A 23,374-nucleotide genomic window follows, 5' to 3' on the forward strand; every position below is an offset into this window, starting at 1 on the left:
GTTCCTCCCCTTCCTTCCCGAGGAGTCCTGTGTCCCTGCCCCGTCCGCTCGCCCGGCTCGCCGTCCTGCTGCTGGCCACCCTGACCGCCCTGGTGGCGGCCGTGGGCCTCGCGACCATCGCGTCCGCCCACGTCACCGTCTCCTCCGCCGACGCGGAGCCCGGCGGGTACGGCAAGCTCACCTTCCGCGTGCCGAACGAGAGCGACACCGCCAGCACCGTCGCCCTGCGGATCCAGATTCCCGAGGAGGCCGCGATGGGCTCCCTCCGGGCGCAGCCGGTGCCGGGCTGGACGGTGACGATGACGACCGCCGAGCTGGCCGAGCCGGTCGAGGTGCACGGCCGGCAGATCAGCTCGTACGTCTCGGTGGTGGAGTACCGCGCCACCGACGGCGCCGGCATCGCGCCCGGCCAGTTCCAGGAGTTCGCCCTCTCCGGCGGACCGTTCCCGGAGGCCGAGCAGCTCAGCTTCCCGGCGGTGCAGAGTTACAGCGACGGTAGCGAATCGGCGTGGATCGAGCCCACGGTCGACGGGCAGGACGAGCCCGAGCGCCCTGCCCCGGTGCTGTCGCTGGCCGCCGAGGGCGAGCAGACGGGGCACGGCGCCGGCGACGAGGCCGCGGGGCACACCGGCGACGAGGCCGCGGGGCACACCGGCGGCGACCCGGGCGCGATCGCGCTCTTCGTGTCGATCCTCGCGCTGCTCGTTGCGCTCGCCGGTGTCGTCCTCGGCGTGCGGGCCTCCCGACGTACCGTGTCCTCGTGACATCCGCCGTTCGACGTCCCCGCCGGGTCGCGCCGGCGCTGCTGCTCACCACGGGCCTCCTGCTGGCCGGCTGCGGGGGCTCGGCGGACGACGCCGCCGAGGAGCACGACCACTCCGCGGGTGCGCCGGCCGTGGTGGAGGCCCCCGACGACCGGTACGCCGGGCTGGACCTGAACGAGGCGTACCGCCGCCCGTCCTTCACCCTCACGGACACGACCGGCGCCCCGTACGACTTCAAGGCGGCCACGTCGGGCCGGCCGACGTTGCTGTTCTTCGGCTTCACCAACTGCCCCGACGTCTGCCCCACGACCATGGCCGACGTCGCGGTGGCGCTGCGCGGGCTGGACCCGCAGCTGGCCGAGCAGGTCCAGGTGGTCTTCGTGACCACCGACCCGGCGACCGACACCCCCGAGGTGCTCGGGGAGTACCTGGGCCGGTTCGACGCCGACCTGCCCACCCCGTTCATCGGCCTCACCGGCGACCAGGACAGCATCGACCAGGCCCAGCTGGCGGCCGGGGTGCCGCAGGCCGAGGACAACGGACGGCTGCACTCGACGCTGCTGCTGCTGTACGGCGCCGACGACGAGGCGCACGTCGCCTTCGACGCGGGCAACACCCCGCAGGACATCGCCGCGGACCTCCAGGCGGTGGCGGGCGCGTGAGCCGGGGGCCCGGCCGGCTGCTGACCGTCCTGGCCGCGGTGCTGGCGTTGCTGGCCCTGGCCGGGCCGGCGTCGGCGCACGTCGGGGGCGGTGCGGCGGGGAGCGACTTCGACGCCCGCGTGCTGTCGGTGACCCCTCAGCTGCCGGGGGTGAGCGTGCGGTCGCTGCAGTTCGGTGACGAACTGGAGCTGGTGAACACCTCGGACGTCGAGGTGCTGGTTCCCGGGTACTCGGACGAGCCCTACCTGCGGATCGGCCCCGACGGGGTGTGGCGCAACGCGCACAGCCCGGCGACCTACATCAACCTCGACCGGTACGGGCGGACCGCGCTGCCGGCCTCCGCCGACGCCGACGCCGCGCCCGCATGGGAGCAGATCTCGACCGAACCGCACTACGTCTGGCACGACCACCGCACGCACTGGATGAGCGAGGGCGTCCTCCCGCCGCAGGTCGCGGCCGACCCCACCCGCGAGCACGTGGTCTCGGAGTGGGTCGTGCCCGTCCGGCACGGCGCCACCGAGGCGGAGATCGCCGGCGTGCTGACCTGGAGCCCGCCGCCGTCGCCGTGGGTCGTGTGGCCGCTCGTGGCCGCGCTGCTGCTCACCGCGGTGGCCGCCGGGCTGCTGGCGCGCACCCCCCTCCCGCTGGGCGCCCTGCTCGCCCTGGGCGCCCTGGCGTCGCTGTGGCACGCGGCGGCCACCCCCGAGCCCCCGGTGACCGCGGGCTCGCACACGGGCGCCGTCATCTCGGCGCTGCTGCCCGCCTCGGCCACTCTGCTGTGCGCCGTCCTCGGGCTGCGGGCCGCGCGGCGGGGCCGGGGTGCGCTGACCGGGCTGCTGGCGGTCGTCACCGGCTGGCTGCTGCTGGTGCAGGGTCTGCCCGACGTCGACGTGCTGTGGTCGGCGAACGTGCTCTCCGCCGGGCCGGAGCCGCTGGCGCGGCTGGCGGTGGGGGTGCTGGCCACCCTCGGTGCGGGGCTGCTCGTCGGTGGCATCGCGGCGGTGCGCCGCTTCCGGGAGACCCCGGCCCCGCCCGCGGGAACCGCCGCCGGCCTTCCGTTGCCGGCGGCCTGACGGCGGTTCCCGCGCGGATCAGGCGATGTCGGCGACGATGTTCGGCGCACCGCCGCCGAACAGGGTGTTCGCCCGCTGCAGGTCGCCCTCGAAGTCCACCTCGACCGCGGCGTACTGCGAGATGTCGACCGGCCGCACGCGCATGCCGCGCTCGGCGATCGCCGTCTCGATGCCCCGCTCGAAGTAGTCCTCGTGCGAGCAGCTCTCGAGGTGCTCGATGAGCGTGGCCTTGTCGGTCGAGGAGACGTAGTTGATCCCCACCGCCTCGCCGAGGCCGCCGCGGACGATCTTGGAGAGCTCGCGGATGCAGCCGTCGTCGTCGAGGGTGTACTTGACCTCCTCCTCGGCGACGGTGCTGGTGTCGACGCAGACGAAGCTCTCGTCCGCCGCGATGCTCGGCAGGGTCGCCTCGAGCACGGCCGGGTCGAAGACGACGTCCCCGTTGAGCCACAGCACGCCGCCCTCGCGGGTCGTGCGCAGCCCGCGCAACAGGCTCTTCGACGTGTTGGTCACCGCGAAGTCGGGGTTGTACGTGAACAGCAGGTCCGGGGCAGCCTTCATGATCCGCTTGCTGCGGTAGCCGACCACCGCGGTGATCGACACGTCGGCGCCGAGGACGGCACGCAGGCCGTCGAGCTGGCGCTGCATGATGCTGCGCCCGTCGTCGAGCCGGGTCAGCGGCTTGGGGTCCTGCCGCCCGAGCCGGGTGCCCATGCCCGCGGCCAGGATGACGACCTGCACCGACGACGTCAGCGGGCGCCGGCCCGCGGTGCGGGTGGCGGAGGGGGAGCTGCCCCGACGGACAGCGTTGAGGACGTGGTCACCGGTCCGCACGGACATCATCTCCCTCAGGGGTGGTGCTGGTGGTGTGCCCGGACGCGGGTGCGCCCGGGAGGAGCAGGTCGAGGACGCGCTGCGCGGCCGCGCCGTCCTCGAGGTGGCAGAACATCTCCTGGAAACGGGCGTAGCGCTCGGCGTAGTCCGATTTGATGCCGTCGACGTCGGCGATCGCCGAGACCAGCTCGCGGCTGTCGCGCACCAGCGGGCCCGGGGCGACGTCCTCCAGGTCGAAGTAGAAGCCGCGCAGCTGGTCGCGGTAGTTCTCCAGGTCGTAGGTGTAGAACAGCAGCGGCCGGCCGGTGATCGCGAAGTCGAACATCGTCGACGAGTAGTCGGTCACCATCAGGTCCGCCGCCAGGTACAGGTCACGGATGTCGGGGTGGTTGCACACGTCCCGCACCGCGGACCCGTCGACGATCTCCAGCCGGTCCATGACCATGTTGTGCAGCCGCAGCAGCAGCACGTGGTCCTCGCCGAGGCGCGCGGAGAAGTCCTCCAGGTCGATGGCGAACTCGAAATCCTTCGACGCCGCCTTCTCGAACACCAGGTCGTCGCGCCAGGTCGGCGTGTAGAGCACCGCCGTCTGGCCCGGCTCGATGCCGAGGTCGGCGCGCACCTGCGTGCGCAGCTCCTCGCGCCGTGGGCTGCAGAGCAGGTCGTTGCGCGGCAGGCCCGTCTCGTGGATCGGACCGGTGAAGCCGAAGGCCTTGCGCAGCCGCTCGGTGGTGACCGCGTTCGGTGACAGCAGCAGGTCCCAGCGGGCGATGTCCTGGTCCAGGTAGGCCAGGCGGCCCTCCGGCGCCCACAGCACGTCGTTGTGGATGCGCTTGAGCATCGTGCCGTGCCAGGTCTGGAGGTACGTCGTGCCCGGCCGCTTCTGCCAGTCCAGCGGGATGTGGTCGTTGGAGATGACCAGGTCGGCCCCCTCCAGCGAGGCGATCGACTCGGGGCTGCCGAACGTCAGCGTCTCGACGTCGGCCGGGAAGGTGGCCTGGGTGTGCGGTGCCGACAGCCACGTGTGGGTGGCCTCGACCCCCCGCTCGAGGAGGGCCTCGTAGAGGGCGCGCGGACTGTCGGAGAAGTGCCCCCGGAAGGCGACGTAGACGATGTTCACCGGGCCGCTCCCGTCAGCGCGTCGCCGGTCGTCGGTCCGCCGGCCAGCACCGGGAGGACGAGGTCGGCCAGCTCCTGCCAGGACTCGACGACGGTCAGCGCGCCGGCCGCCAGCAGGGCCTCGGCGCGCGCCGCGCGCTCGTGGGGGAGCACGAAGAGCAGGTTGCCGACCGTGGGGCAGCCGGCACCCACGGCCGACCGGACCCCGGCGACGGCGTCCTCCACCGCGAGCCCCTGCTCGGGAGCGATGCCCAGGGCCGCGCAGGCATGGCGGTAGACGGCCGGGTCGGGCTTGCTGGTCGGGACGGGGAGCGAGTCCTCGGCGCTGTACCGGCGCGCGGGCGGGATCAGCTCGTCCAGCCCGGTGGCGGTGAAGCACGCGGCCAGCCGGGACAGCGCGCTGGAGCTGACCGCGGCGAGCTCCAGCCGGCCGGCCAGCGCCCTCAGCGCCGCCAGGGTCGGCTCGTGCGGTCGCAGCGTGGCACCGAGGTGCTCGGTCACCGCCCGCCGCTCCTCGGCGACCCAGGGCTCGACGTCGACGTCCGTGACGCCCGCCCCGGCGGCGAGCGCCAGCGCGGTCGACCGGAAGTTCATGCCGGTGGCCGCGTGGCGCAGCTCGTCGGCGCCGTACCGGCGGTCGACGCCGACGGAGGCGAGGAAGGCGTTGGTGACCTCGGCGGAGGCCTCGAACGCCGGCTCCTCGGAGGGGAAGAGGTTGCCGTCGGCGTCGCAGAGCAGGTACTGCACCCGCTCGATCAGCGTCGGCGGAACGGTCGGCACCAGCTGGGCTCCCTTCGGGGACGGGGTGGAGGAGGAGGCGCCGGTCACCGCGGCAGACCCGCGGGGCCGGGTGTCCGGGCGGCCACGGTGGCCCGGACCCCGTCGCGGTCGAGGGCGGTCAGTACCTCCCGCAGCTCGGCCACCAACGCGGAGTCCTCCCCGAGGTCCCCGAACAGCGCGGTCTCGCCCAGGAGCGGCCGCGGGTCGTCGCCCCCGGCGCGGGCCAGCGACTGCAGGCGCTCGGCGAGCGCGTCCTCGACGGTGAGCGGCCGGCCGGCCTCGTCGGTGCCCCGCAGGAACCGGAACCAGCCGGCGACGGCGAGGGTGAGCAGGCCGTGCGGCCGCCCTTCCGCGAGCGCCTGGCGCAGGGACGGCAGCAGGTGGTGCGGCATCTTGGTCGAGCCGCGGCGGCACAGCCGGGGGAGGCCGTCGGCGATCGCCGGGTTGGCGAAGCGCTGGAGCAGCGTGCGCTTGTACTCGGCGAGGTCGATGCCGTCGGGCGGCGGCAGCAGGGGAGTGACCTCGTCGTCCATGAGCCGGGTCACGTAGCCGGCGAACACCGGGTCGGCCATCACCTCGTCCAGGCTCGCGTGCCCGGCGAGCGAGCCCAGGTAGCCCAGGGCGCAGTGGCTGGCGTTGAGCAGCCGGGTCTTCATCAGCTCGTAGCGGCCCACGTCGGGGACGAACCGCACGCCGACGGCGTCCAGCGGAGGCCGACCGGCGGAGAAGTTGTCCTCGATCACCCACTGCGAGAACGGCTCGGTGATGACCGGCCACCGGTCGTCCACGCCGTAGCGCTGCGCCACCGCGGCCCGTTCCTCGGGGCTGGTGTGCGGTGTGATCCGGTCGACCATGCTGCTGGGGAAGGCCACGCGGTCGGCGATCCAGCGGGCCAGCACCTCGTCGCGCAACTGGGCGAACCCGACCACGGCCGCCCGGGCGGCGTCGCCGTTGCGGTGCATGTTGTCGCAGGAGACCACGGAGAACGGCTCGAGACCGGCCCGCCGGCGGCGGTCGAGCGCCTCCACGAGGTAGCCGAAGACCGTGCGGGGGGAGGTGGGCCGACGCACGTCCCACCGGATGTCGGGATCGTCGGCGTCGAAGAGCCCGGTCCGGGGGTCGAGCCGGTAGCCGCTGTCGGTGATGGTGAGCGACACCATGCGCGTGCGCTCGTCGGTGAGCAGGTCCAGCACGGCGACGGGGTCGTCGGGTGCGAAGTGGTAGCCGACCATGACGCCGACGACGCGGGCGCGCTCGCCGTCGGGGCTGCGCTCGACGACCGTGTAGAGGTGGTCCTGCGGGGCCAGGGCGTCCTTCATCGTGCGGCTGTGCAGCCCGACACCGACGACGCCCCAGTCGTCGCTGATCCGCCGCTCGGCGAGCTCGTCGAAGTAGAGCAGCTGGTGGGCGCGGTGGAAGCCGCCGACGCTGAAGTGGACGACCGCCGGGGTGAGCGCCGACCGGTCGTAGGTCGGCACGCTGAGCTGGGCCTCGTGGAGCGGCAGGGTGGCGTCGGTCAGCGGGTGGATGTCGGCTGCCGCCACCACGTTCGGGGCGCCGGGATCGGGCACGAGGGCGGGCGCTGGATGCCCGGCCGCCGCCGTCCCGGCGGTCGTCTGCAGGTGCAGGAGCTCGGCCTGTGACATCGCGTCCCTCCTTCTCGGTCCGTAGCGCGGCGGATGCGACCCGCCCCGGTTCCGGGGGCGGGTGGATCAGCAGTACACGGGTGAAACTCGGTGCCGCGCAAGGCCGGGCGCCGCGTAGCGGGAGCGGTGCGCACCGGGGCGGCGCGGATGCTTCACGCCAGAAGGAGGCAATGCCCGTTTCCGGCGCGGCGCAAACTGCTGGCAGTGTGCCGTGGGCGTCCATGATCGCCGATCACTGATCCGTCCTCGCGCCCGGGGTCGAATCACACGGTTGTCACTCGAAAACGGGGCTGCTGTGGCGCCCGGGGCGTGTGGTGCGGCTCGTCGCGGCGTGTCGCGGACGACGCGCCGAACGCCTGGTCACGGATGCGTCACGGAGTGTTTCGATGGAGGTGCCCGATCGGGGGCGCGCACATCCAGGAACGCGAGACGGACAGGGTGCATGGACGCTGGTATCGGCCCGGAGGCCCGCACGGAGCTGCTGGCGGCGGTGCGGCCTCGAGCCGATGGAGCGGCCGGCGGCCGTGGCCGCCGGCGCGCACCCCGCGCGCAGGCTCGGCGCAGCCCGGCGCTGCTGCTGGGGTCGCTCCTCCTCGGCGGCGTCGTCGCGGCCGGGGTGAGCCTGCAGGGCGCCCCCGCGGCCGAAGCCACCTCCGTGCTCGCCGCCCAGACCTCGCTGCTGACGGCCGAGGAGGGTGTCGAGGTGCTGCCGCAGGCCTCGATCACCGTCGCCGAGGCGCAGGCGCGTCTCGAGGAGGTCGCCGCCTCGCGCGCCGAGCGGCAGGCGGCCGAGGAGGCCGCAGCGGCCGCAGCGGCCGCCGCTGCGGAGGCCGCGCGACCCAAGGCTGTCCTGCCGGTCGCCGGCGCCCGGCTGACCAGCGGCTACGGCAGCCGGTGGGGGACCTTCCACTACGGCATCGACCTCGCGGCCCCCATGCGCACTCCCGAGTACGCCGCCGTCGACGGTGTGGTGCTGCGCGCAGGATCGGCCAGCGGCTTCGGCCTGGCGGTCTACATCCTCCACGAGAACGGCGACGTCACCGTCTACGGCCACATGGACAAGATCCTCGTGGAGCCGGGCCAGTACGTGGAGGCGGGGGAGACCATCGCGCTGCTGGGCAACCGCGGGCAGTCGACGGGGCCGCACCTGCACTTCGAGGTGCACAAGGGTGGCCTGGAGGGCAAGCGGGTGGATCCGATCGCGTGGCTGGCCGCGCGCGGTGTCCACGTCTGAACCACGGGCGGCCGTGGTCTGATCGCGGCGTGGCCGACGCCGTCGAGGACACCAACCGGCGGCTGCTGCGCGCGCGGGACGCCATGGACCGCGACTACGCCGAGCCACTGGACGTCCCGACGCTGGCCCGCCTGGCCCACGTCTCGCCGGCCCACTTCATCCGCACCTTTCGGGCGGCGTTCGGGGAGACCCCGCACCGCTACCTGCAGCGGCGACGGGTGGAGCGGGCGATGTTCCTGCTGCGCGCCACCGACCGCAGCGTGACCGAGATCTGCATGGACGTCGGGTTCTCGAGCCTGGGCACCTTCAGCCGCGTCTTCCGCGACATCGTGGGGGAGTCTCCGAGCGCCCATCGCCGGCGCGGGCCGCTCCCGCCGGTGCCCACCTGCTTCGCGATGGCGTGGGCCCGGCCGGCGACGGATCGAGCATTTTCGGAGAAGCGGTCGCCGGTGCCGGCTCCCTAGCGTCCAGCCCATGCTGACGACCATCTCCATCACCCAGATCTACGTCCCCGACCAGGACGCCGCCCTCGACTTCTACGTCGGGAAGCTCGGGTTCGAGGTACAGACCGACATGCACTTCGGGCCCATGCGTTTCCTCACCGTCGCGCTGCCCGGCGATCCCGGGCGGGCGGTGCTGCTGGAGAAGCCCGGGCCCCCGGCGATGAGCGAGGAGACGGCCGCGCAGGTGCGCGAGCTGGTGAGCAAGGGGGCGGCCGGCGGTCACCTCTTCTTCGCCTGCGACGACGCGTGGAAGACCCACGCCGAGCTGAAGGAGCGCGGCGTCGAGATCACCGAGGACCCGGTCGAGCAGCCGTACGGCATCGACTTCGGCCTCCGTGACCCGTTCGGCAACCACATCCGCGTCGCCCAGATGACGCAGGGCTGAACGCGGCCCGCCACGCGGTACACCGCGCCGACCCCCTCCGTCGGCCGCGCCGACCGGCCCTGTACAGTCGTTCCCGGCCCGGAGGAAGTTGCCGGGCCGGGATCGGGGCTGTGGCGCAGCTGGTAGCGCACCACACTGGCAGTGTGGGGGTCAGGGGTTCGAGTCCCCTCAGCTCCACCCCGATGACCAGGCCGTTCTCCTTCGGGGGAGCGGCCTGAGTCGTCTCTGGTTGCAGTTGTGGTTGCAGTTTGCCCGCCCTTACCTGGCAGCAGCAGGGCGCTCATCCGGTCGGCGGCTTCGCGGGCCAGTGCCGGCATGACGTGGCTGTAGATGTCCATGGTCGTGCGCATCTGGCTGTGGCCGAGGAGCTCCATGACCACCCGCGGGTGCACGTTCTCAGTGAGCAGCAAGGTGGCGGCGGTGTGCCGGCCGTCGTGCAGCCGGACGTGTCGCACGCCGGCGGCCTGGAGCAGCCGAGTCCAGTCGTCGTAGTCGGTCTTCTTGTCGATCGGCCGACCGTTCACCTGAGCGAAGACGAGGTCCTCCTCGTGCCACTCGGAGCCGGCCAGCATCTGCTCACCGAGCTGGACCGCCTTGTGCCGGTGCAGCTCGTCGACGAGAGGCATCGGCAGGGCGAGCGTGCGCTGGCTGCGCCGGGTCTTGGGCTCCTCGTAGATCAGCCCGCCGCCGCGGACGCGGTGGATGCTCCGCCGGACCGTGAGCGTGCCCGTGAGGAGGTCGATGTCCTTCCATTGCAGCGCCAGGGCCTCGGACTGCCGTAGGCCGAGGGCGAGCGCGACGGTCCAACGGGCGGAGTTGCGCACATGAGCCGCGGCTTCGAGGACGGCGCGGGCCTCGCCGAGGTCGAGGGGGGTGGCGACGTCGCTGGGGCGCTGCGCCGGCGGGTCGACGAGTGCGGCGACGTTGCGGGGGACGTGGCCGCGCTGGACGGCGACGGTGAGCGCCCGGGACAGGATGCGGTGGTGCCGGAGCACGGTGGCGGGGGAGTAGCCGGCATCGAGCAGGGCGGTGTAGAGCTGGTCGAGATGCTCGGGCCGCAGCCGGTCCATTCGGTGGCGGCCAATGCCGGGGATCAGGTGCCGGCGGACGGCGGACTCGTAGCTCTCCAGGGTCCGCTGCCGCACCCGGCGCGGGGTGATGGTGGTGAGCCAGTGCTCCAGCCAGTCGGCGACGGTCGGGGTGGAGACGGCGCTGAGCGTGCCGGCGTCGCGCTTGCGCTCCAGGTCGCGAACCTTCGCGACCACCACGGCCCGGGTCTTGCCCGTGACGTGCCGGCGGTCGAGCTTGCCGTCGAGCTTGAAACCGACGGTGACGTAGCCGTGCCACCGGCCGTCGGCGCCCTTGTAGATCGTCGACTCGCCGTTCGATGCGCGTCCCGCCATCCGCTACCCCTCGGCGCTCTGTCGGATGCTGAGTGTCCCGGAGCGCGTGGATAGGGGGCAGGCGCGCTGTGGATTCACGCGGCGTCCGGCGAAGGCTGTGGACCAGTCTGGACCGCCTGGAGCCGGCGCACGTACGCCTCGACCTCTGCCTGGGATATCCGGCAGCTGCGGCCGATGTGCACGGGACGCAGCTCTCCACTCTTGATGAGCGCGTACACCGTCGTGCGACCGATGCGGAGGACCTTCGCGGCCTCTTCGGGAGTGAGGAGGAGCCGATCGGAGGCCATGACGTCCCGGAGCGGCTTGGGATCATCCATGTCGACCTCTCTCGGATCAGTCGCGCGTTTGCTGCGTGACGGCTGCCGTACAACCGTGGGATAGCCGGCTTCAGAACATCTCCAGTAGCTCCTCAGTCGTAGACATCCGCGGGTCGACTGGAGGGTGGAGCGGCTCCTCCGGTTACCCAGAAGTCCCGGAGGCTCAGCTTCAGTGCAGGTAGCGAGCGCCGGTGAGGTGCGCCCGTCGCCGGTACGCCGCCAGTACGGGCTCGAGGGCGCGTGCCAGGGAGGGCAGGTCCCGGTCGTAGACCCGCCCGTCGTTCAGCTGGCCGACGAGCTCGACGAGCAGCCTGGGCCAGTCGCGGCGGTTCGGTAGGAGAGGCACCTGGACTTCGACGCGCCGCTCGACGAGCTCCACCGCGGACAGACCGGAGGCAGCGGCCCTGGCCTGCTCCCAAGCTCGGCGCCGGCAGGTGGCGGAGCACCACTTCGGGATAGGCCCCCGTCTTCCCGGCGTGATGGGTCCACCGCACCACCCGCAGGCCGTCGCTGCGGTTCTCCGTTCGGGACCGTGCACCTTCGCTGCGGCCGGGTCCCAGCGGGCCTGCGGGGTCGTCCGATGGGCTTGCTGACGCCGTTGCCGCTTGCACTCCTGCCGTGGGGCTCGGTATTCGGGGGTGCCGCTGGTTCCCATGCCGGCGAGGCTCCGGACGAGTCTCCAGAAACCCATCATCACGAGGCCACACACCCCAGGTGCATGAGGTGTGATGCCCCGTGATCTTGGAGTCCCCAGTGCTGCTCGTCCCCTTGATGGTTCTCCGCGTGGGCGGGTCGCGAGCGATGCCTTGCCGGCGGGCCAGCAAGGCTTGAGCTTCCCGGCGTCCCTGAAGGCGGCCATTGGGACAGCGTGTAGGACGATTCGCTGCGGGGAGGTGGAGCGGGTGGCGCTCAACATCGACGTGCACGAAGGACTGCGCCGACCGGCTGATCTTGTCAAGTTGGCCGAGGCGGTGGTCGCCGGCAAGGACGAGGACGAGGCTGACTGGGTCGAGTGGAAGTCGACGCTCGACCTGACCACGCCCGAGGGCGCCTTCAGCCTTGCCCGTCAGATCCTCGGCTCTGCGAACCGTCACCCCGACCACGCCGCCCGTTATATGGCAGGCCTCGGCTACGTCCTCGTTGGCGTTGAACCCGGATCGGTCGAGGGAGTGACTCCGATTGACCTCGCCAAATTGGACGCCGCTTTGGAGAAGTACCTTGGCAATCCCGGCCCGGTGTGGGCAGGCATCTTCGTGGAAGTCCAGGGCAAGGACGTCCTCGTTGTCACCGTGGAGGCCCCCCGCTGGGGTGACCGCTTCTACCCGCTGGCCAAGACTTTCCAGGGCGAGAAGGGCAAACCCGGGGCCGACGCAGGCACCGTCTTTGTGCGCAGGCAAGCCCGGACGCTGCCCGCCGGTCCCGGCGAGATACAAATGCTGCAGGACCGGTTGCTGCGGGGCCAGCAGCCTGAGCAGAGTCTGGACCTGGACGTCGAGTGGCCCGTCGACCCGGCTGTCCTCACCACGCTGAATGTGAGCAGCGACGCGCTCAAGGAGTGGATCTCTCAGCGGCGGGAGGCCGTCCTGGCCATGGAGCCGCCCCCGGAGGAGCCGCTCCCACAGGGCACCGCCAGGATGCAGGCCGCCATGGCAAGAGCCATACGGGCGGACCCTCGGAGCCGTGAGAAGTACGAGCAGGAGGTCGAAGATCACCTTCAGAAGTGCTGGAAGGCCGTCCATCAGGCAGTCTTGCGCGAGGTCCTGGCCCAGCAACTGAATCTGATCGAGCTGCGGGTGACCAACCCGACCGTTCGAAATTTGCCCGATGTTGAACTAACCGTCCGGATCGAGGGGCGGGTCCTCGCCTACGACGAAGACGAGGACACCAAGTGGTCACTCCCGCGGCCACCCAAGGCATACGGCACCCCGGACATGAGCGGGCTGTTCGGCGGCCTCTCGCCCGATGCCCCGGGGCTTTCGTTGCCCCTGTCGCGCCTGATCGCGTCGTCACCTGCGGTGAGCCTCAAGAGCCTTCATATAGACATTGACAACGGCCCGCCGGTCACGACCATCACGCTGCAGTTGGGAGACATCCGGCCCCACGGAGTCGCCAACGCGACGCCGTTCATGCTGGTGGTGGCGGAGGAGCCAGGCTCCATGGTCACGCTCAAGTGGAGCGCCACCTCGACGCGCGTGGACGCCCGGCAAGAGGGCGAACTGGTTGTTCCCGTCGCCGATCATGCCCGGACGCCGCTCGACCTCATCCCCTACGAGATTGATTGACGCCTCTTCATAGCTGACGCGCTCGTTTCGCGGCCAGCGGAGTGGTTCGACCTGACTACGACGCCAGCTCGCTCTGCACAGGTCGCGCCTGCGCCAACGCGACACGAGGGATGAGGCGGCTATCGCTTAGTGGGCCGCTCAAGGACTGTTGAACGACTCGTTCCCAGCCGGTAGCGCGACAACTGCCGATCTGTCACAACGAGTCTCGACACCGGGAATGCAAGACGTGTGTGGCACTTGATCTTGATCGTTCTCCAGTAGCGACGAGGAGCAGGATGGCCCGGTGGAGCAGAAGACGAGGATCGACGTCGAGGCCCCGGTCGAGCGGCTCTGGGAGGTGCCGCGCGACGTGGAGCGATGGCCGGAGTGAGCGCCGACGGTGACCTCGGTTCGACGCGTGGACGGCTCGCTCGCCGTCGGGTCCCGGGTCCGGTTGAAGCAGCCACGGATTCCCCCAACCGAGTACGTGGTGACCGAGCTCGAGCCGGACCACTCGTTCCCCTGGGTGGCCACCAGCCCGGGCGTCCGCACCACCGCGCGGCACCTTTTCGAGGCACTCGGCACTGGCAGTACGCGTCTGACGCTGACCGTGGAGCAGGCCGGTCCCGTGGGCGTGGTGATGGGACGGTTCTACCGCCGCCTCACTGATCGCTACCTGACCGCCGAGGCCGAGGGGATCAAGGCCAGGAGCGAATGAGAGGCGTGACGTCCGGACGTGTGCCACAGCTGCGGTGGCCGCGGACCCTCCCCGAAGGCGGCTCCAGGGACATTGGCGCGGGTGCTCGGGGTGCAGCGGAGTCCGTCAGCTCACAAGCAAGGAGTTGACCGACCCGGGGGCAGACCCACCCTCCTGGCTCAGCGACGGTGGCTGGAGTGGACGGTCCGACACCAGGCGCGTGTAAGGCTGTTTCGGTGCCCGACTGGTTGCCTGACCTCACCGCCTGGACTCCCGACGATTGGTCCGCCCTCGGGACCAACCTCACCGCCGGCATCGCGTTAGCGGCCGGCGTTGTGGCGCTAGGCCAATTTCGAGAGGCGCGACGGCTGCGACTGGAGCAGGCGCAGCCTTACGTCGCCTGCTTCGTTGAGCGAACGCAGGGGCACGACCAAGCCCTCGACATCGTAATCCGCAACTTCGGCACAACCATCGCCCGGGACATCCGAATCGAGGTGGCGCCACCAATCATGCGGGCAGGGCCCCCAGGACAGAAGCCTGAGCCGGTCTTCATCCCCGGGCAGTTGCCCGCGCTCGTTCCGGGTCAGGAGTGGAGAACCTGGTGGGACTATGGCCCCGCGCGAAGCGAAAAAGACTTGATTAGTCGGCATGACGCTGTGGTCAGCTACCGCGATAGTCAGGGATCGGAGCTTCCCCCTATCCCTTCAGTCCTCGATTGGGCCGAATACGAGGATGTCGGCATCATCGTGACCAAGGGGATGCATGAGGCAGCCGCTGCTCTTGAGGATGTGAATCGGACGCTCAAGAGCTTCAAGTACAGGGCCAGCGGCGGGCTCGAGGTTTTTGCGAGAGACGCGGACGCGAGGGATGAGCGTCTGCGGGCCGAATTCGAACGTCGCAAGGCGGCGCACGCGGAGTTGACAGAACGGGTCATGCCTGGCTCGCCAGCGAGCGACAAACTCCCTGCCACAGGTCCACTCAAGCGCATGGGTCGCCAATTGCGGCGTTTCCTGCGCGGACGCTTGCACCAATAGGCCACCCGGTCCGGGCGAGTGCGTCCAGACCTCCACGAATCAAAGGCTGTCCCTAAGTTGGCCGCTCCCAGATACCTCCTGCGCATAGGCGCCAGGCGACTTGCTCTCTGCCCAGGACGGAGGCCCTCCTGCGATCTCTGGGTGGGGAGGTGGACCCACTCGCGCCGAAGCGCCGGCCAAGCGAGAGGAGTACGCGACCGGGGTCCCGAAGCGCCGAGTCCATGGACTCAGGGCCCTGGACTCCCTCGCCCGGACGTGGATAGCTCCGTCCATCGACGCCGGCGAAAGTCCGGAGGGTTCGGCTGTTAGGCGCTGCCTGCATGTCCGCCCAGTAAGACCTCCACGTCAAAATGGGACAGATCCCACGGGGTCGGCTCGGCCAGGTCTTCGTCGCCGTTGATCCTGCGCTTCTCGGGGGCCCAAGCCAGGAATGGCTCGCCCCTAGGAATGACCATCGTTACCTGGTCCATCGGCGGATCGCTATCAGGTAGTCGCGTGATCGACTCGGGAACCATAAGCGGATGACGGATCAACGTGGTGGGCGCGGGGAACTCGGTGCCCCCGATCGTCAGGGTGGTCGCTGCCATGACGATCACTTGCGGAATCACCCCCGCCGGTGCGGTCGTCGTCAGGGGACTCAGCCGGAACGGAACAACCTCCCCCTCCCAGAGCAGACGCGTTCGACGTAGCAAAGCCCGATCAGAGCCGCTGTACATACCGCTCAACGGCTTTAGCGCCTGACGCGTGATATTCTCGATTACGACGAGGTCATAAAGACTATCGACGGCAACATCGATGGATGCTGCATCTTCGGCCCCGAAGCTGGAGACGTTGAGAGTAAAAAACGTCTGGTCGCCGACAAGGAAGGCGACTTCCTTACTGACTGTCAACTCCTGCTCGAATACCGCTTCGGCGAGCTTCATCCGATTCGTGGTGCCGTGCCATGTGACGCCCTCAAATCGAGCATCCGCCACCCGATCATTCACAGCGCCGAACGACACCTTGAACGTCACACTGCCCGCGACAAGAGCCTCCCAGTACAGGCGACCTTCCTCCTCTCCGCGCTGAGACACCGCAGCCTCGTATTCACAGACGCTCGCGCCGTCCGCCGCGCGGCACTCCACCCGGACCCGGTTCTCCGGCGACTGTCGCAAGAGTTGCGTGACGGTGAGCGCCTGGAATTCTTCGGGAAGTTCCGCGAACGCCATGTCAAGATCTGGCATCGGTGAATCAACCGGACCCACGTAAGCCGCACCCCGCTCGATCAACTCGTCGACGCCGACGACGACCGCGCGCTCGACGGAAGCGGGATCAAGAACGATTACGCCGAGCTTGTGCAATGCCAACACCAGGTCCAGCGTCACCAGGCAAAGCGTCGCTGCGTGAGCAAAGTACGTCACCGCAGCCGAATAGCGCTCCTTTATCGGGAATAGGAGTCCGTCGCTTTTACTGCCACGCGTATCCACGTGGACCAAGTCTCCGTATAGCCATGCGGCAGCCAACTGAGTGTCAGACACCTGCGGTGTGACGTCCGAGCCGTCGGTCCTAGACGACTGCACGGCAAACCGCAGAACGTTGGTGCCATCAAGGTCGAACTGCGACCACTCTCGCTTCAGATTCGTGAACTGTATTAGCAGGTCCGCAGGAACGTCGACTGCAGATGCATCGATTGCAGCCTGGATCGCCTCCAGAACTTTTGCTTGGAAGACCGACTCACTTTTCACCAGCACAGGACGCACCCGCGCAGCCAGCGACTCAAACGCCTCCTCGTCTGGCAGCGCCCGACGCATCTCCATCGTCCCGTCCAACTGGAGTCGACCGGCCAACGAGAAGTCACGCAACGCCGACAGAGACTCACGGTCGCGCGCCAGCGAGTGCGCCTCGATACGACGGGCGCGCAAGACAAACCGGTTGAGCGTTCGTGCGAGGTCAGCCACTCCCCGAGCCTGCCAGCAGCCACCGACACTTCTTGGGGTCGACTGCTTGCACTTGACTGTCCGACGTCGGGGGTTCGGCCCACAAGCGTCGGCGGGCAGACCGTCGAACGCGATGGGCTGGGACGATCCCTATGCCGACCCTCCGCAGCAGAGGTGCTCGAAGTGCAAGCAGCGCCAGCTCGGACGGATCTCGTAATCAGCCCCACGTAGCCGGATGCGCTAGTTAGCACGTGCCGGCCGTGCAGCCTGGCGCTGGCCGCAGGACGCTGGGCGCGACTGCTCAACCAGCTGATCGACGAGGTTGACTGCGACGTCGTTTGGCGCCGCGACGGCGGCGCCGCCGCATATGCGGACTGCCGGCCGATCTGCCCGCTGGGGCCTCACCACATCCATGCCCTAGTCATCGGGGGTCCGCACTCCTACGCGGACACCGCTGTGTCGCATCCGGGCTGCAACCGCTCCAAGGGTGCAAGGCCGTGTGTTCCGCCCGCCGCGCCGCCGAACCCCTAGTAGGGCAGAGACGCGATCCTGTCTCTAGGCCTTCAGGGACACGCGGGACTCTCCTACGAGCGGAAGGGGTGCGCCGTCAAGATCGGCCGCAACCATTCGGAGGCGGCCCTCGTGGCGGCAGTTCTGGTTGCAGTTGCGGTGAATCCGTGGCCGTCCATCGATGTCCGCTCGCGTCTTGGACCAGCGCAAATGTGCTGGTCAGAGGCCTCGTGTGGACCTTGGCGGACGGTCGCGAACGCGATCATGACGGCCTGGCAGTGTGGGGGTCAGGGGTTCGAGTCCCCTCAGCTCCACCCGATCGAGCAGGCCGCCCCTCCACGGAGGGCGGCCTGCTGCGTTGTCGGGGGCGGGGTGCGCACGGATACCTGTGTGACGCGCGTAACCCCTGGTGAGGTCGCGCGTTGTTCCGCGCACACACCCCTCCCACCCGATCTGGAGGAGACGTGCGCCGTCTCGTTACCTGCATCACCGCCGCCGTCGCGGTCCTCGCCGGCGTCCTCGTCGCGCCCACGGCGCAGGCCGCGCCGGCCCCGCTGAGGTACGTCGCCCTCGGCGACTCCTACAGCGCGGCCTCCGGCGTCCTGCCGCCGGACCTCACCGCGCCACCGCAGTGCCTGCGCTCGACCCGCAACTACCCGCACGTCATCGCCGGCGCGATCGGTGCCCGGCTCACCGACGTCACCTGCGGCGGCGCGGACACCGGCGACTTCTTCGCCGGGCAGTACCCGGGGGTCGCGCCGCAGCTCGAGGCGCTGAGCCGGGACACCCAGCTGGTCACCATGACCATCGGCGGCAACGACAGCGGGGTCTTCATCAACTCGATCATCGCCTGCAGCACGGCTGGCCTGTCCACGCTCGGCAAGGGCAGCCCGTGCAAGGACCGGTACGGCAGCTCGTTCGCCGACACCGTGCGCACCACGACGTTCCCGGCGCTCGTGGAGACGCTGCGTGCCGTCCGGCAGGCGGCGCCGGGCGCCCGGGTCGCCATCCTCGGGTATCCCTGGATCGTGCCGGCCAGCGGCAGCTGCTTCGACCGGATGACCCTCGCCGAGGGCGACATCCCCTACCTCCGCGAGCTCCAGGCCACCCTCAACGACGCGGTGAAGCGCGCGGCATCGATGTCCGGCGTCACCTACGTCGACCTGAGCCGGGTCTCCGACGGGCACGACGCCTGCCAGCCGATCGGCGTCCGCTGGGTCGAGCCGGTGCTGCAGGGGACCAATGCGGTCATCGTGCACCCGAACGCGCGGGGCGAGGCGGCGATGGCCGCGCGCACCATGGAGGTGCTGCGGCTCGACCGCCGCTGAGCCCGGCGTCCGGCGGCCCGGGCGGGAGCGGTCCCGGCCGGGCCGCCGGCGTCAGCTCGGGAGGGCGCCCAGCTCCGGCTCGGGCGCCCGGCCGGTGCCGTGCCGGCGGGCGAGCCGCGCGGCCGTCGGCATGGCGGCGTAGCCGTTGGTCAGCCGCGCCCGGGCGACCAGCGTGCCGGCCCGGTGCTCGGCGATGCTGCGCAGCACCTCGTCGAACTCCGTCGTCACCACGTAGTGGGTGCCGTCGACCAGGTGCACCACCGTGTCGGCGTGGTGCTCGATCCGCTCGATGTGGTCGGGGTCGACGGCGAAGTGCTCACCGTTGTGGCAGGTCACAGTGATCACGAGGTGGTCCTTTCGCACCCGTCGGCCCGGGGACCGGTGGGCCGGCCCGGAAGTCGGTCCGGCACCGAGACCATCGGCACACCGGGGGCGCTCCTGGAGCGCGGGCCGCGTGGTACGTCCCAACGGGTGATGCCGTAACCGGTCAGAACCCGAAGAGCAGACCGAGCCCGCCGAGGGTGACCAGCACCATGACGAACACGAGGGAGAGCTGGACACCGGCCGGTGACACGGTGTCGGACCGGAGAGCTCAGTCGGAGCCGCGGCCCTCGCGCCAGTACCCCATGAAGGCCACCGACCGGCGGTCGACACCGACCTCCTGGACGAGGTGCCGCCGCAGCCCCTTCACCACCCCGGCCTCTCCGGCGAGCCAGGCGTAGACGCCGGAGGAGCCCGGCGCCGCGGTGTCCTCGGCCGGGACCTCCCACAGGATCCCGGCGTCGACGTCGACGTCGGCCAGCTCGGGAGCCGGGGCGGGGGAGAGCAGGTCGCCCAGCTCGCGCACCGCGTCCAGGACGGCTCCGGTGAGCAGCTGCCCCCGCGGCGCGGCGGGGGCGCCGTCGGCGGGCCAGCGGGGGAGCCAGGTGATCTCCACGCCGGCCGGCGCGACGACGTTCAGGGCGTCACCGGCCGTCGGCACCTCCAGCAGGACCTTGGCGCGCCGGCCCGCGGGCAGGCTCTCCACGATCGCGCAGATGGCCGGCACCGCGGTCTCGTCGCCGGCGATCAGCAGGCAGGAGGCGTCGGCCGGCGGGTGCCACTCGAAGCCGCCGGTCTCGCCGGGGAACCGGGCGTTCGGCGCGACCAGGACGACCTCGTCGCCGGCGGTGGCCTGCTCGGCCCAGGCCGACGCCGGGCCGGTGGCGCCGTGCAGCACGAAGTCGACGTCGACCTCGCCGCTCTCGCTGCGCAGCGCCCGGATCGTGTACGTGCGGATCGGCATCTGCCGCTCCGGCGGCAACGCCCGCCAGGCGCCGTACCAGTCGTCACCGGCCGGGCAGTCGAGGATGCCCCGGCCCGGCAGCGGCAGCATGACCTTGATCCGCTGGTCGAAGCCGTTGGACGCGAAGGCGGCCATCTCTGGACCCGTGAAGGTGACCCGGAGGAAGCTCGGGCTCAGCCGCTGCACCCGCGCCACGCGCACCGGGAAGGTGCGGTAGGCGGGGATCTGCGCGGTCTCGACGGTCACGGCGTCTCCCGGGCTGGGCAGGTAGGGGCGTCTTTCGACTTAGGCTAGCCTCACCTGGCTTCCGGCAGTCTCGCACACGAGCGCCGGTCGATCCAGACGCGCGTCCACCCGGGCGTGCGCGGCAGTTCGAAGGAGAACGATGACGACTCGAGTCCTGCGGGCCACCGCCCTCACCGTGGCGGCGGCCCTGACCCTCGCCGCCTGCGGGAACGACTCCGAGCCCGAGGCCGGCTCGACCGGGCAGGCCGCGGCCGGCGACGCCGCGTTCCCGCGCACCGTCGAGCACGCCATGGGCAGCACCGAGATCCCCGAGGAGCCCGAGCGGGTCGTCGTCCTCGACACCGGCGAGCTCGACTCGGTGCTGTCGCTCGGCGTGACACCGGTCGGCGCGGTCACCACGGCCGTGGACACCGACTTCCTCAGCTACCTGGCCGAGGACGCCGAGGGGGTGGAGGTCGTCGGCACGATCGCCGAGCCCGACCTGGAGGCGATCGCCGCCCTGGAGCCCGACCTCATCCTCTCCAACCAGGTGCGCCACGAGGACATCTACGACCAGCTGAGGCAGATCGCACCCACGGTCTTCGCCGCGGACCTCGGCGACACGTGGAAGGAGAACCTCCTCCTGGACGCGGAGGCGCTCGGCAAGGAGGAGGAGGCCGAGCAGCTGCTGGCGGACTACGAGGAGCAGGCCGCGCAGCTCGGCGAGGACATCGGTGACGCGGCCGGGACGACGGTCAGCCCGATCCGGTTCGTCGGTGGCACGATCCGCGCCTACCGGCCGGACTCGTTCATCGGCACGGTGCTGGCCGACATCGGCCTCGACCACGTCGACCTGCCGGAGGGCGACAACCCCACGTTCGCCGAGCTGAGCGCCGAGCAGATCACGCAGGCCGACGCCGACGTCGTCCTGTACTCGTCCTACGGCGCCGCCGACGAGTCCGGCGAGGCGGCGGTCGTCGGCGGTCCGCTGTGGCCCCGGCTGAGCGCGGTGCAGAACGGGCAGGCCCACCAGGTCGAGGACGACGTCTTCTACACCGGCATCGGGCTGCGCGCGGCGACCCTCCAGCTGGAGGAGCTGCGCGAGTTGCTCGCCGGCTGACGCACCGAGGGCCGCTCCCCGGTGATCGGGAGGCGGCCCTCGGTGTTCGGCCCCTCTGCAGGGTCCCGCGCCGAGCCTGCGAGGCGTGGGGGGGCAGAGGGGTCCTTCGTCAGGGGGTCTCGGTGACGAGCTGCGCGGCCAGGTACTGCGGCGCACCCACCCGCTCGATGGCCGCGATCTGCGCCTCGAACCAGTCGGCGTGCTTCTCCTCGTCCAGGACCATCTCCTCGAACACCGACGCGGTGCCGTGGTCACCGAGGTCGTGGCACTCCTTCGCGGAGGCGTTGAACTGGGCGACGGCGGCCTTCTCGCTGTCGAGGGCCAGCACCAGCATCTCCTCGGCGCTCTCGCCGACCCGGATGGCGCCGAGGCGCTGCAGGTTGGGGTGGCCGTCGAAGAGCAGGACGCGCTGGATGAGGGCGTCGGCGTCGCGCATCTCGTCGATGGAGAGGTCGTAGAAGACCTTGCCCAGCTTGGGCAGACCCCAGGCGTCGAGCATGCGCGCGTTGAGGAAGTACGTGTTGGTGACCGTGAGTTCGAAGGTCAGCGCGTCGTTCAGCAGTTCGACCACGCGGGGGCTAACGGGCTGCACCGGATACTCCCAGCTCTCGCTCGGCCGGGCGCTCGGTGGTGCGCTCGGCTCGCACCGGGCAATGCTGACACACGAGGTCGCGGAGCGAGTCGACGCAGTTGCCGCAGGTCCGTCCCGCACCGGTGGCCCGGGCGACGTCGGCGATGCAGGTCGCGCCGTTGGCGATCGCCTCGAGGATGTCGCGGTCGGTCACCACGTTGCAGTGGCACACGTACATGCAGCGGTCGCCTAACGGGAGACGGCGGGCGGGCGGGCCCCGGTGCGGACACCAGGGCGTCGTGTGGAGGTTAGCCTCTCCTAACCGCTGCGCGCCAGACCGCTGGTCAAGAACAGCGGGTGACCCCTAGGTTGCCGTCATGCCCGACCCGGCGTCCCGCGCCCGCGCGCTCCTGCGGCTCCAGACCGGGCCCCGGATCCTCGTCCTGGCCAACGTCTGGGACGTGACCTCGGCCAGGGTCGTCGCCGCGACGGCCGGGACCGGCGCCCTGGCCACCGCCAGCCACTCCATCGCCGCGTCCCTGGGGTTCGAGGACGGCGAGCGCATCCCGCTGGACCTGCACCTGGACGTGGTGCGGCGGATCACCGCGGCCGTGGATCTCCCGGTGTCCATGGACATGGAGGCCGGCTACGGCGACCCGGGGGAGACCACCCGGCGCGCGATCGCGGCCGGCGCGGTGGGCGGCAACCTCGAGGACGGGCAGCGCCCCCTGGACGAGGCCGTGGCCGCGGTGGGGGAGGTGGTCGCCGCCGGCCGCGCCGCGGGCGTCGACTTCGTGCTCAACGCGCGGACCGACGTCGTCCTGCTCGCGCCGGCCGGGGCCGACCGGGCGGCGCTGCTGGCGGAGGCGGCCGACCGGGGCCGGGCCTACCTGGCGGCCGGGGCCGCCGCGGTCTTCGTGCCGGGCGTGGTGGCGGCGGACGAGATCGCCGCGCTGGCCGGGGCGCTGGGGCGCGGCCGGCTCAGCGTGCTCGCCGTGCCGGGTGCCACGCCGCCGGTCGCCGAGCTGGAGCGGCTGGGCGTCGCGCGGGTCTCCACCGGCCCGAACGCGCAGCGGGTGGCACTCACGGCGCTGCAGGACGCGACGGCGGCGCTGCTCGCGGGCGGGGTGCTCCCGCCCGGCACCCGGATGCTGAGCTGAGCTCCCGTGGCGGCGTCCGAGCGGCTGTCCTGGGCGGCCGGGCTGGTGGACCCCGCACCCGGGGAGCGGGTGCTCGAAGTGGGGTGCGGCCACGGCGTGCTGGCCGACCTGCTCGCCCGACGGCCGGGGGTCGGCCACGTGACCGCCGTCGACCGCTCGGCGACCATGGTGGCCGCGGCGACCCGGCGGAACCGCGTCGCGGTCGAGGACGGGCGGGTGACCCTGCAGACCGCGCCGCTGGTCGGGGCCGAGCTGCCGGAGCGCTGGTTCGACGCCGTCGTGTCGTTCGACGTCCGCGCCTTCTGGACCCCGCCGGCACCGGAGTGGGACGTCGTCCGGCGGGTGCTGGCACCCGGCGGGCGGGTCGTCGTCGCCTTCTCGGTCATGGCCCCCGGCGCCGACGACCGGATCCGGACGGCGGTGCTCCGGTCCGCCGGGGAGCGCGGCCTGGTCGAGCACGCCGTCCACCGGGCCGCCACGGCGCCGGTCCCGTCGGCGGCCGTCGAGTTGCGGTCGGGGCAGGACGGGTAGGAGGCGGGACGCCACC

General features: G+C 71.2%; 24 protein-coding genes, 1 tRNA gene and 1 pseudogene. 14 read left to right on the forward strand and 12 right to left on the reverse strand.

Translation table 11 applies throughout. The features are described from left to right. Window positions 1–29: 29 nt before the first annotated feature. The 3 genes from ACI8AP_RS00740 to ACI8AP_RS00750 are packed head-to-tail and all read left to right on the forward strand — an operon-like array spanning window position 30 to window position 2,499. A complete protein-coding gene (locus ACI8AP_RS00740) occupies window positions 30–764 on the forward strand; it encodes a YcnI family copper-binding membrane protein (protein WP_456587410.1) in 735 nt (244 codons plus the stop codon). Then, on the forward strand, window positions 761–1,426 hold the full coding sequence (locus tag ACI8AP_RS00745; protein ID WP_456587411.1) for an SCO family protein: 666 nt from the start codon (window positions 761–763) through the stop codon (window positions 1,424–1,426). The genes ACI8AP_RS00740 and ACI8AP_RS00745 overlap by 4 nt, the downstream gene beginning before the upstream one ends. Continuing rightward, window positions 1,423–2,499: a hypothetical protein gene (locus ACI8AP_RS00750; protein WP_456587412.1), complete on the forward strand. Its 1,077-nt coding sequence runs from the start codon at window positions 1,423–1,425 to the stop codon at window positions 2,497–2,499. The genes ACI8AP_RS00745 and ACI8AP_RS00750 overlap by 4 nt, the downstream gene beginning before the upstream one ends. Before the next feature lie 18 nt (window positions 2,500–2,517). Here the strand turns inward: ACI8AP_RS00750 and ACI8AP_RS00755 are convergent, their stop codons facing one another. From ACI8AP_RS00755 to ACI8AP_RS00770, 4 genes are read right to left on the reverse strand one after another with little or no spacing between them, the layout of a single operon-like run. Further along, window positions 2,518–3,333, reverse strand: a complete 816-nt coding sequence (locus ACI8AP_RS00755) for a phosphocholine cytidylyltransferase family protein (RefSeq protein WP_456587413.1) — start codon at window positions 3,331–3,333, stop codon at window positions 2,518–2,520. Next, on the reverse strand, window positions 3,320–4,453 hold the full coding sequence (locus ACI8AP_RS00760) for a CDP-glycerol glycerophosphotransferase family protein (protein ID WP_456587414.1): 1,134 nt from the start codon (window positions 4,451–4,453) through the stop codon (window positions 3,320–3,322). The genes ACI8AP_RS00755 and ACI8AP_RS00760 overlap by 14 nt, the downstream gene beginning before the upstream one ends. Further along, window positions 4,450–5,232: an HAD family hydrolase gene (locus ACI8AP_RS00765; RefSeq protein WP_456587415.1), complete on the reverse strand. Its 783-nt coding sequence runs from the start codon at window positions 5,230–5,232 to the stop codon at window positions 4,450–4,452. Before ACI8AP_RS00765 ends, ACI8AP_RS00760 begins: the two co-directional genes overlap by 4 nt. 44 nt (window positions 5,233–5,276) lie before the next feature. Beyond that, on the reverse strand, window positions 5,277–6,878 hold the full coding sequence (locus ACI8AP_RS00770; protein WP_456587416.1) for a mannitol dehydrogenase family protein: 1,602 nt from the start codon (window positions 6,876–6,878) through the stop codon (window positions 5,277–5,279). 442 nt (window positions 6,879–7,320) lie between these two features. Here ACI8AP_RS00770 and ACI8AP_RS00775 point away from each other — a divergent pair, with 442 nt between their 5' ends. The 4 genes from ACI8AP_RS00775 (at window position 7,321) to ACI8AP_RS00790 (ending at window position 9,177) form a co-directional block, all read left to right on the forward strand. Next, on the forward strand, window positions 7,321–8,112 hold the full coding sequence (locus tag ACI8AP_RS00775) for a M23 family metallopeptidase (protein ID WP_456587417.1): 792 nt from the start codon (window positions 7,321–7,323) through the stop codon (window positions 8,110–8,112). A gap of 29 nt (window positions 8,113–8,141) precedes the next feature. Beyond that, window positions 8,142–8,576, forward strand: a complete 435-nt coding sequence (locus ACI8AP_RS00780) for a helix-turn-helix domain-containing protein (protein WP_456587418.1) — start codon at window positions 8,142–8,144, stop codon at window positions 8,574–8,576. Between the two features lie 10 nt (window positions 8,577–8,586). Beyond that, complete coding sequence (locus tag ACI8AP_RS00785) at window positions 8,587–9,000, forward strand: VOC family protein (RefSeq protein WP_456587419.1); 414 nt, start codon at window positions 8,587–8,589, stop codon at window positions 8,998–9,000. Between the two features lie 104 nt (window positions 9,001–9,104). Continuing rightward, window positions 9,105–9,177, forward strand: a tRNA-Ala gene (locus tag ACI8AP_RS00790). Between the two features lie 200 nt (window positions 9,178–9,377). On the opposite strand, the pseudogene ACI8AP_RS00795 reads toward ACI8AP_RS00790, so the two are convergent. From ACI8AP_RS00795 to ACI8AP_RS00805, 3 genes and pseudogenes are all read right to left on the reverse strand, one after another. Next, window positions 9,378–10,403 (reverse strand): annotated as a pseudogene (locus tag ACI8AP_RS00795) (tyrosine-type recombinase/integrase); the annotation flags it as partial. Window positions 10,404–10,477: 74 nt separating this feature from the next. Further along, window positions 10,478–10,720 (reverse strand): helix-turn-helix domain-containing protein, encoded by a 243-nt coding sequence (locus ACI8AP_RS00800; RefSeq protein WP_456587420.1) that lies wholly within the window; start codon window positions 10,718–10,720, stop codon window positions 10,478–10,480. 169 nt (window positions 10,721–10,889) lie between these two features. Next, a complete protein-coding gene (locus ACI8AP_RS00805; RefSeq protein WP_456587421.1) occupies window positions 10,890–11,066 on the reverse strand; it encodes a hypothetical protein in 177 nt (58 codons plus the stop codon). A 556-nt stretch (window positions 11,067–11,622) separates the two neighbouring features. On the opposite strand from ACI8AP_RS00805, the gene ACI8AP_RS00810 reads away from it, so the two are divergent. The 3 genes from ACI8AP_RS00810 to ACI8AP_RS00820 all read left to right on the forward strand — a co-directional run bounded on the left by ACI8AP_RS00810 (window position 11,623) and on the right by ACI8AP_RS00820 (window position 14,712). Continuing rightward, complete coding sequence (locus ACI8AP_RS00810) at window positions 11,623–13,002, forward strand: AlbA family DNA-binding domain-containing protein (RefSeq protein ID WP_456587422.1); 1,380 nt, start codon at window positions 11,623–11,625, stop codon at window positions 13,000–13,002. Between the two features lie 379 nt (window positions 13,003–13,381). Continuing rightward, window positions 13,382–13,699 (forward strand): SRPBCC family protein, encoded by a 318-nt coding sequence (locus tag ACI8AP_RS00815; protein WP_456587423.1) that lies wholly within the window; start codon window positions 13,382–13,384, stop codon window positions 13,697–13,699. 215 nt (window positions 13,700–13,914) lie between these two features. After that, window positions 13,915–14,712, forward strand: coding sequence for a hypothetical protein (locus ACI8AP_RS00820; RefSeq protein WP_456587424.1), 798 nt, complete (start codon window positions 13,915–13,917; stop codon window positions 14,710–14,712). A gap of 305 nt (window positions 14,713–15,017) precedes the next feature. Here ACI8AP_RS00820 and ACI8AP_RS00825 read toward each other — a convergent pair whose 3' ends face one another. Further along, window positions 15,018–16,649 (reverse strand): hypothetical protein, encoded by a 1,632-nt coding sequence (locus ACI8AP_RS00825; protein ID WP_456587425.1) that lies wholly within the window; start codon window positions 16,647–16,649, stop codon window positions 15,018–15,020. Between the two features lie 953 nt (window positions 16,650–17,602). On the opposite strand from ACI8AP_RS00825, the gene ACI8AP_RS00830 reads away from it, so the two are divergent. Next, window positions 17,603–18,466: an SGNH/GDSL hydrolase family protein gene (locus tag ACI8AP_RS00830; RefSeq protein ID WP_456587426.1), complete on the forward strand. Its 864-nt coding sequence runs from the start codon at window positions 17,603–17,605 to the stop codon at window positions 18,464–18,466. Window positions 18,467–18,517: 51 nt separating this feature from the next. Here ACI8AP_RS00830 and ACI8AP_RS00835 read toward each other — a convergent pair whose 3' ends face one another. Further along, on the reverse strand, window positions 18,518–18,811 hold the full coding sequence (locus tag ACI8AP_RS00835; RefSeq protein ID WP_456587427.1) for a flagellar FlbD family protein: 294 nt from the start codon (window positions 18,809–18,811) through the stop codon (window positions 18,518–18,520). A 247-nt stretch (window positions 18,812–19,058) separates the two neighbouring features. Continuing rightward, window positions 19,059–19,997 carry a siderophore-interacting protein gene (locus tag ACI8AP_RS00840; RefSeq protein WP_456587428.1) on the reverse strand — a complete coding sequence of 313 codons (939 nt, stop codon included), beginning with the start codon at window positions 19,995–19,997 and terminating at the stop codon, window positions 19,059–19,061. 139 nt (window positions 19,998–20,136) lie between these two features. On the opposite strand from ACI8AP_RS00840, the gene ACI8AP_RS00845 reads away from it, so the two are divergent. Next, window positions 20,137–21,096, forward strand: coding sequence for an ABC transporter substrate-binding protein (locus ACI8AP_RS00845; protein ID WP_456587429.1), 960 nt, complete (start codon window positions 20,137–20,139; stop codon window positions 21,094–21,096). A 109-nt stretch (window positions 21,097–21,205) separates the two neighbouring features. Here the strand turns inward: ACI8AP_RS00845 and bfr are convergent, their stop codons facing one another. Together bfr and ACI8AP_RS00855 are read right to left on the reverse strand one after the other, a co-directional pair. Further along, entirely contained in the window at window positions 21,206–21,667 is a 462-nt protein-coding gene (bfr, locus tag ACI8AP_RS00850; RefSeq protein ID WP_456587430.1) for a bacterioferritin, read from the reverse strand. A gap of 7 nt (window positions 21,668–21,674) precedes the next feature. After that, on the reverse strand, window positions 21,675–21,905 hold the full coding sequence (locus ACI8AP_RS00855; RefSeq protein ID WP_442864507.1) for a (2Fe-2S)-binding protein: 231 nt from the start codon (window positions 21,903–21,905) through the stop codon (window positions 21,675–21,677). Window positions 21,906–22,044: 139 nt separating this feature from the next. Here ACI8AP_RS00855 and ACI8AP_RS00860 point away from each other — a divergent pair, with 139 nt between their 5' ends. Both ACI8AP_RS00860 and ACI8AP_RS00865 read left to right on the forward strand, forming a co-directional pair. Further along, the gene (locus ACI8AP_RS00860) at window positions 22,045–22,827 is read left to right on the forward strand and encodes an isocitrate lyase/PEP mutase family protein (protein ID WP_456587431.1); all 783 of its coding nucleotides are present in this window, start codon (window positions 22,045–22,047) and stop codon (window positions 22,825–22,827) included. A 6-nt stretch (window positions 22,828–22,833) separates the two neighbouring features. Further along, window positions 22,834–23,358: an SAM-dependent methyltransferase gene (locus tag ACI8AP_RS00865; RefSeq protein ID WP_456587432.1), complete on the forward strand. Its 525-nt coding sequence runs from the start codon at window positions 22,834–22,836 to the stop codon at window positions 23,356–23,358. Window positions 23,359–23,374: the final 16 nt, after the last annotated feature.

It is taken from the genome of Blastococcus sp. SYSU DS1021, from assembly GCF_054050995.1.

What these genes read in the sequence shown, in the direction of transcription:
- ACI8AP_RS00770 (WP_456587416.1), bottom strand. Translation starts at nt 6,878, where the DNA reads ATGTCACAGGCCGAGCTCCTGCACCTGCAGACGACCGCCGGGACGGCG.
- ACI8AP_RS00775 (WP_456587417.1), top strand. Translation starts at nt 7,321, where the DNA reads ATGGACGCTGGTATCGGCCCGGAGGCCCGCACGGAGCTGCTGGCGGCG.
- ACI8AP_RS00785 (WP_456587419.1), top strand. Translation starts at nt 8,587, where the DNA reads ATGCTGACGACCATCTCCATCACCCAGATCTACGTCCCCGACCAGGAC.
- ACI8AP_RS00800 (WP_456587420.1), bottom strand. Translation starts at nt 10,720, where the DNA reads ATGGATGATCCCAAGCCGCTCCGGGACGTCATGGCCTCCGATCGGCTC.
- ACI8AP_RS00845 (WP_456587429.1), top strand. Translation starts at nt 20,137, where the DNA reads ATGACGACTCGAGTCCTGCGGGCCACCGCCCTCACCGTGGCGGCGGCC.
- ACI8AP_RS00855 (WP_442864507.1), bottom strand. Translation starts at nt 21,905, where the DNA reads ATGTACGTGTGCCACTGCAACGTGGTGACCGACCGCGACATCCTCGAG.
- ACI8AP_RS00860 (WP_456587431.1), top strand. Translation starts at nt 22,045, where the DNA reads ATGCCCGACCCGGCGTCCCGCGCCCGCGCGCTCCTGCGGCTCCAGACC.